Genomic DNA, 5,845 nt, shown 5'->3' on the forward strand with positions numbered 1-5,845 from the left:
CAGCCGTCAGCTGTCAGCCGTCAGCTATCATGCTTAAAATAAACCTCGTTCGCGTAGGGTGCACACCTCAAGTAGCGTGCCCCTATGCGCAATGCGCAAACAGTAGAATTTAATAGTTCGAGATTTTCTCGAATTGAAAGTCTGGGGATTTGCCCATCTAAGCATATGCGCTACGCGCACGCTACTTGATGTGACGTTAGCGGTAAGCTATCATGCCAACTTAACTCAGCATTATTCGAATGCTTACCTGTTGTCTTGATCCCAAGCGCGAGTGGGGGAAACCCCCTTTGGCCGACTGCATCGCTTATTCAAAAGCTGTTCGGTGTAGCTTGCCCATAAGCTGATAGCTGATAGCTGATAGCTGATAGCTTACCTAATGACTAATCCTAATGGCTAATGACTAGCAATTGCTTTAGTAACTGCTTTCTCCCGAATCAACCAATCTGAATCATTAGCTGCCAGATCTTGACCACTACTGGTATCCCCTAACTGCTCTAATGCCATTAAACTGGCATATTTCAAGTCAAAAATCTTGGTATTGAGGCTGTTTTGGAGTAAGGGAATTGCCCGTTCATCCCCTAAATTCCCCAAAGCAATAGCAGCACCAGCACGGGATTTCTGAAACTGGGGTGCTTTATTGTGTAGGGCTTCCACTATCAAATCGTACGCATCGGCGTATTTCAGCCAGCCTAAAAGTTTGACAACATGGTAGTGAGCACCATAATCGTTATGGGCTTTGTCAGCATAGGTAGCAAGTAGCGCTTCAGCAACAGCGTCTGGGGACAACTTGAGCAGAGTTTTACTGCCTAGATAACATCGCCCAAAATCTGTGTGGTATAGCTCGTTAATCAAGAATTCTAAAGTGGGCATTTGGTCATATTCATGAACCAGCTCTAGGTGATCAGGATGATCACGAATCACTTGATCCAGTGATGGTTCGATATCCTCAAAGGTGATATCACCGGCTGGCAACCCAGCCTCTGCCAAGAGGCGAATTCCTCGTATTCGGAAGACCATGGAAATGGGACAGGTGGCAATTTTAGGAATTGCTTGGTAGTATCGGGCATCAATCAGGTCTTGAATACAGGCTCGTCGGGCATTGACACTAGAGTGTTGCAGGAATGCCATCACCTTGTGCATTTCGGTGGTATCCCCTGTGAACCGACAAACCGTTGCGATCGCAGCACTGGCTATGGGTTCATTATCGGATTTAGTAAAGGTCTTAATCTTGTCAAGGGCTGGTTTATAGTCCAGTGCGGCCAAAGTTTGGATAATCACCCGATAAGTCTGACCTGGTTTTTCTAGTAACTGGGCTATTTCTTCGAGAATTTCGGGATCTTGAGTGCCAATTTCCCCAATTGCCCAGACAGCATTTTCCACCGTGTAACAATCCTCATCCGTTAGACATGACCGAATGATGGGTAGGGCTACAGAGGCTTTCAGACGACCTAAACTTTCCACTGCCTTGCGTCGAGCGATACGATGGTACATTTCTGAGTTTTGGTCTTGCACCGTTTCCATCAGGGCATTGATTGACTGCTCGCTGGGAAAGTTAATTAAATGGGATGCAGCCAGATAGCGATCAGATTGGTCTTCCAGCTGGTCTAAGGGGGTCTTTAAAAGTGTGATCGCTTGATCTTCGGTCAAATTAAATATATTGGCAAAACGTTTATCCATCAGTGATTTAGTCGTGATTTAGGAATTAACAATAGGATTTACTAAGTTTAGTTGGTTGTAAGCATTGAGCTATCAGCCATCAGCCATCAGCTCTCAGCCATCAGCTCTCAGCCATCAGCTCTCAGCCATCAGCTATCAGCCATCAGCTATCAGCCATTAGCTATCCGCTTTGGGCTTTTGGCCATCAGCCATCAGCTATCAGCCATCAGCTATCAGCTTTGGGCTTTTGGCCATCAGCTATCCGCTTTGGGCTTTTGGCCACGCTACTTGAGGTACTTTTGAATAAAATAATAACCTGACGGCTGATAGCTGATAGCTGTTCGCGTAGCTTACAGTTAGTTTTACCCCCCTAACCCCCCAAAACAATTAGGGGACTCTTTGACGGTACTCAACCAATCCAGGCAAAGCAACGTACTAAGAGTCCCCAGGTACTGATCGAAATGTTAGTCAATCAGCGACGGATTTTCACCGTGATCTCCTTAGGACAGGGAGTTGATTACATAGTCGAGGTAAGCTTTGTACTCAACTAAAGCTTGAGCAGACATGTCACGAGGAGCACAACCGCGATCGCGAGTGAACTCAAGAGCTGCTACATAAGGAGCAGTAGGTAGGTTCAAAGAACGGTAAACTTCACGCTGACCAGCAATACCCCACTCATCTAGAGGACCAGTACCACCAACAACTAAGCAGTAGTTGATCAAGCGTAGGTAGTGACCAAGATCGCGGTAGCACTTGTCAATCTTGACTTGAGAATCCCCAGCTTCACCAGACTCTTTCAGGTAAGGATACTTCTTAAAGCAAGCATCACCAGCTTCTTTGGTTACTTTATCAATGCCTTCTGCTAGCTTTTCAGCAGCTTCCATACGAGCAGCAGCCCGTTGTAGGCTACCTTGAACGGACTCAAGGTCAGAGCTGCTAGGAAAACGACCTGCAGCATCGGCAGCAGTAACAACTGTGCTTATAACTGATTTCATTTTTATATATCTCCTGAATGGGTTTTGACAAAGGTTATACTTAGCTTTTGGCTTCCCCAGCTCACTTTAGCAGGAGCTTGGTATCTTATCCAGAAGGGAAAGACTAGCTGATAGCAGCAACTACTGCATCAAAGTAGCCACCAGTTTCAGCAGCTAAGGAGGAACAATCTCCGGAAATGATGTCAAGCTTGCGCTGGCTAGCGGTGTTGTTAACGAAAGCAACTGCAGCAGCTTTCATGATTCCAACAGCACGAGCTGTGGAGGTGGTGGGTACACCCAGAGCGCTGTAAGTTTCCTTAAGACCATTCAGGCAGCGGTCGCTTAGTACAGAAGCATCACCAGCCAAGATCGCATAGGTGACGTAGCGGAGGATGATTTCACCATCACGCAAGCAAGCAGCCATGCGGCGGTTGGGGTAGCAGTTACCACCGGCTTGAATCAAACCAGTGTTTTCGCAGATCATACCAGAAATAGCGTCGGAAACGATGCAGCTGGCGTTGCTGGCGATACTGTTTACAACATCAAGGCGCTTATTACCATCGGCAATAAAGGTTTTTAGAGCAGCCAGGTCTCCAGCACCGAGACATGCGGTTTTGCTATCTGCTGTAACTACAGCTCTGGAAAAAGCGTCAAGCATTGAAATCTCCTTAAATTAAAGGTACTTAACTAGTTTGCTATCTTGCTGGTTATTTATTAAATTTGACCAGCTCAATATGAACATTAGAGGATAATCGGAACCGCCGTCTCATTTATTAACAACAAAGTAATAATTTGTAATATTCGTTACCAGCTCACCAGTCGATCACACAGGAGTCGCTTAACCGACTCGGCAGCTATATACAAAACTTAATAATTAGATGTACTTACATGTACTTAGCTGTGATCAGGTACCATCCATTAATAAATTGCATGGTTATGACAGGAGGGGAGCAAGGGAGCAGGGGACCAGGGAACCAGGGGGACAAAGGTTTGGTCTGGATATCGTAAGTGTGCGCAATTATCGGCGTTGCTTATATCATGTCGGGATAATTAGTGATCAAAAACCATTACCCTTGAAACCTTACTCCTTTGCTTCAGCATAGCTGCCAAATGCCCTCTGCCTTCGACACACTTTTATTATGAGTATTCAACCGGACTTGATATTAATAATGGAATGATTTTAAAAGTAGGTGCGCGCCTCCAAGGCCGTGAGGGATTGCTCGCGGCCTTGGGTCGCACCTGTAGAATGGGCATCTTGCCCGTTCGAGAGGGTGCATCTCATTTTTGAAAATTTTGCGTAGGGTGCGTTAGGGGGGGCTTCATTTTTCGCCTCGTAGTCAGGGTTATGTTGCTGCCCGTAACGCACCACCATGTCAAACAGCATGCATTGAGATGCACCCGTTCGAGATCTGGTCGAGCGGGCAAGATGCCCACTCTACTCCTATTCATTACTTGGTTCAGCAACGCCGACAGAACAGGGATATTTTCGGGAGGGCAGGATGCCCACTCTACTCCTATTCAGCGCGAAGATTCAGCAATGCCCAATTATCTGGATTTGATATCACAACTGTCACTAGACCTAACGGCTGACCACTAACCACTAACCACTGACCACTAACCACTGACCACTGACGGCTGACGGCTGATAGCTTACCTATAAACTGGTTTAGTGGGGGGATTTTTCACGAACGTTCATCAAATCTGGTACGGAAGCTCCCGTATTTTATCCAGTATTGTTTCAGGTCATGATGAGGTGTATGTAAGCTCGCTTTAGCTTGATACAAAATAACTTGGCGATGGGAGCCAATCCAAATTTTTTTAATGGGTTTAACGGATATTACACTTCCTCCGAGACTCTCGACACATTCCGAGAATCGTTCAACTGTTGTATATTCTACCGTCTCAAAGATAAAAAAGTGACCGGAGCAGATTAAATGTCTGCTCCTAATCCAGCACTGCATCTTTTTTTGAGCTTTCGGCGGTAGCATTAGCTGTACACAAATCATCCTCAACTCTAATGATAATTAATATTTTATGATAGTTGTTTTAGGTTTTAGATTTTGGGCTTTAGGCTAATACCAAATCATCAGTTAGGGAATAGCAAAAAAATAAAATATCAGATTTTAGCTTTTAGGTTGACAAAAAAAATTGGTTATTTTATTTTTAGTAGTCTAGATTAGATGACTTTGCCCACCCTGATTCACTTGGTATTTGTTGGTATTTGGGTTACACCCAAATCCCTTATTGCTGATAACTAGGCACTAGAAATCGGCGCTACAAATCAGGTAATTCGTCAGCAAAACTTTGCCGTTTTTCAAATCGTAAATGACCAGCTGCTGAGCCCCATACGTGCTCATGAGTATTGACATCCATACCCTGATCTAGGCTGCTCCAAGTGGTTTCAGTCAATTCCACATCACTGACCAGATAGGTTTTACGCCCATTACGTTGGATGAAACACTGGCAACCAGGTTCTACACTGCCGCGAAACATGTCACCCTCTCGCCAGAAAATCATTGAACAGTTGTAGCGACGTTCTATAACATCAGGGGTGATGGTTTTGAGAATATCTGGCTCTCGCGCCGCCCCGGCATAAAGAATTGGATCGTTAAGGCTGTAATTTTCTATATAACTATGATCACCTTTATCAATCAGGCGATGCACTCCCTGACGGTAGGGACTCCAAAGATCGTAGTCATAGGCTTGCTCAGAGTAGAAACCAATACCCGAAAAGAAATCAAAGGGTAAGGGCCTAAAGAAAACATGAATGTGAGCGTAAAGCTGAGGATTATCAATCGCTTGTTTTTGGTTACTAAAATCTCCAGCCATCCAACTAGCTAGAGTGAGTAAATTACTAGTAGTTTTATCGGTAGTACTAGACAACATTGGTGTATTAATCTATTGAAAACTTAGGGTTAAAAAAGATAAAAAAAATCTAAATTATGACCTTAACTGTTCAACCGGGTCACTTTCAGTCCGATTGGGATAGGTCACGGATTTCTGAAGAAAACGAGGCTGTAGTCACCCCTTGACCAGAACTAGTTTTAATCAAGGACACCCGAAAACGTAGATTTGGTGTGGCAAACCAAATCCGTTCTTCAGCAGCTGCTCGGTCATACTCCGTTAACAAAGTGAAGGTACCATCTTTACTTAGGTGATAGTTGCCCACTGCTGCAATTGTCTCAGCATAGCCTTGCTCTCTGAGGAGTTTTCCA

Annotated in this window: 8 protein-coding genes; 2 read left to right on the top strand and 6 right to left on the bottom strand. The window is 44.8% G+C overall.

Features of this window, described 5'->3' with window-relative positions; genetic code table 11:
- Nucleotides 1–393 precede the first annotated feature (393 nt).
- Entirely contained in the window at nucleotides 394–1,677 is a 1,284-nt protein-coding gene (cpeY, locus tag F6K20_RS21540; RefSeq protein WP_287295973.1) for a C-phycoerythrin alpha-cysteine-82 phycoerythrobilin lyase CpeY, read from the bottom strand.
- Nucleotides 1,678–1,728: 51 nt separating this feature from the next.
- On the opposite strand from cpeY, the gene F6K20_RS21545 reads away from it, so the two are divergent.
- Entirely contained in the window at nucleotides 1,729–1,959 is a 231-nt protein-coding gene (locus F6K20_RS21545) for a hypothetical protein (protein WP_008183154.1), read from the top strand.
- A gap of 197 nt (nucleotides 1,960–2,156) precedes the next feature.
- Here F6K20_RS21545 and cpeA read toward each other — a convergent pair whose 3' ends face one another.
- Nucleotides 2,157–2,651: a C-phycoerythrin subunit alpha gene (gene cpeA / locus F6K20_RS21550; protein ID WP_044492874.1), complete on the bottom strand. Its 495-nt coding sequence runs from the start codon at nucleotides 2,649–2,651 to the stop codon at nucleotides 2,157–2,159.
- A gap of 103 nt (nucleotides 2,652–2,754) precedes the next feature.
- The gene (gene cpeB, locus F6K20_RS21555; RefSeq protein ID WP_071106825.1) at nucleotides 2,755–3,288 is read right to left on the bottom strand and encodes a phycoerythrin subunit beta; all 534 of its coding nucleotides are present in this window, start codon (nucleotides 3,286–3,288) and stop codon (nucleotides 2,755–2,757) included.
- A 687-nt stretch (nucleotides 3,289–3,975) separates the two neighbouring features.
- Here cpeB and F6K20_RS21560 point away from each other — a divergent pair.
- Nucleotides 3,976–4,227 carry a hypothetical protein gene (locus F6K20_RS21560; protein WP_131827233.1) on the top strand — a complete coding sequence of 84 codons (252 nt, stop codon included), beginning with the start codon at nucleotides 3,976–3,978 and terminating at the stop codon, nucleotides 4,225–4,227.
- A gap of 85 nt (nucleotides 4,228–4,312) precedes the next feature.
- On the opposite strand, the gene F6K20_RS21565 is transcribed toward F6K20_RS21560, so the two are convergent.
- From F6K20_RS21565 to F6K20_RS21575, 3 genes are all read right to left on the bottom strand, one after another.
- Complete coding sequence (locus tag F6K20_RS21565; protein ID WP_071107776.1) at nucleotides 4,313–4,618, bottom strand: CpeR family transcriptional regulator; 306 nt, start codon at nucleotides 4,616–4,618, stop codon at nucleotides 4,313–4,315.
- Nucleotides 4,619–4,904: 286 nt separating this feature from the next.
- Nucleotides 4,905–5,516, bottom strand: a complete 612-nt coding sequence (locus F6K20_RS21570) for a chromophore lyase CpcT/CpeT (RefSeq protein ID WP_008184570.1) — start codon at nucleotides 5,514–5,516, stop codon at nucleotides 4,905–4,907.
- An 85-nt stretch (nucleotides 5,517–5,601) separates the two neighbouring features.
- Nucleotides 5,602–5,845 (bottom strand): phycobiliprotein lyase (locus tag F6K20_RS21575; protein WP_287295976.1); only part of this gene is annotated, 244 nt, incomplete at its 5' end.

Origin of the sequence: Moorena sp. SIO2C4 (assembly GCF_010672485.1) — a bacterium.
Classification (GTDB): Bacteria; Cyanobacteriota; Cyanobacteriia; order Cyanobacteriales; family Coleofasciculaceae; genus Moorena; species Moorena producens.

Bases quoted from the DNA above. Each gene is read 5' to 3' on its own strand.
- cpeB (WP_071106825.1), bottom strand. From the start codon at position 3,288: ATGCTTGACGCTTTTTCCAGAGCTGTAGTTACAGCAGATAGCAAAACC.
- F6K20_RS21570 (WP_008184570.1), bottom strand. From the start codon at position 5,516: ATGTTGTCTAGTACTACCGATAAAACTACTAGTAATTTACTCACTCTA.
- cpeA (WP_044492874.1), bottom strand. From the start codon at position 2,651: ATGAAATCAGTTATAAGCACAGTTGTTACTGCTGCCGATGCTGCAGGT.
- F6K20_RS21560 (WP_131827233.1), top strand. From the start codon at position 3,976: ATGTTGCTGCCCGTAACGCACCACCATGTCAAACAGCATGCATTGAGA.
- F6K20_RS21565 (WP_071107776.1), bottom strand. From the start codon at position 4,618: ATGCTACCGCCGAAAGCTCAAAAAAAGATGCAGTGCTGGATTAGGAGC.
- cpeY (WP_287295973.1), bottom strand. From the start codon at position 1,677: ATGGATAAACGTTTTGCCAATATATTTAATTTGACCGAAGATCAAGCG.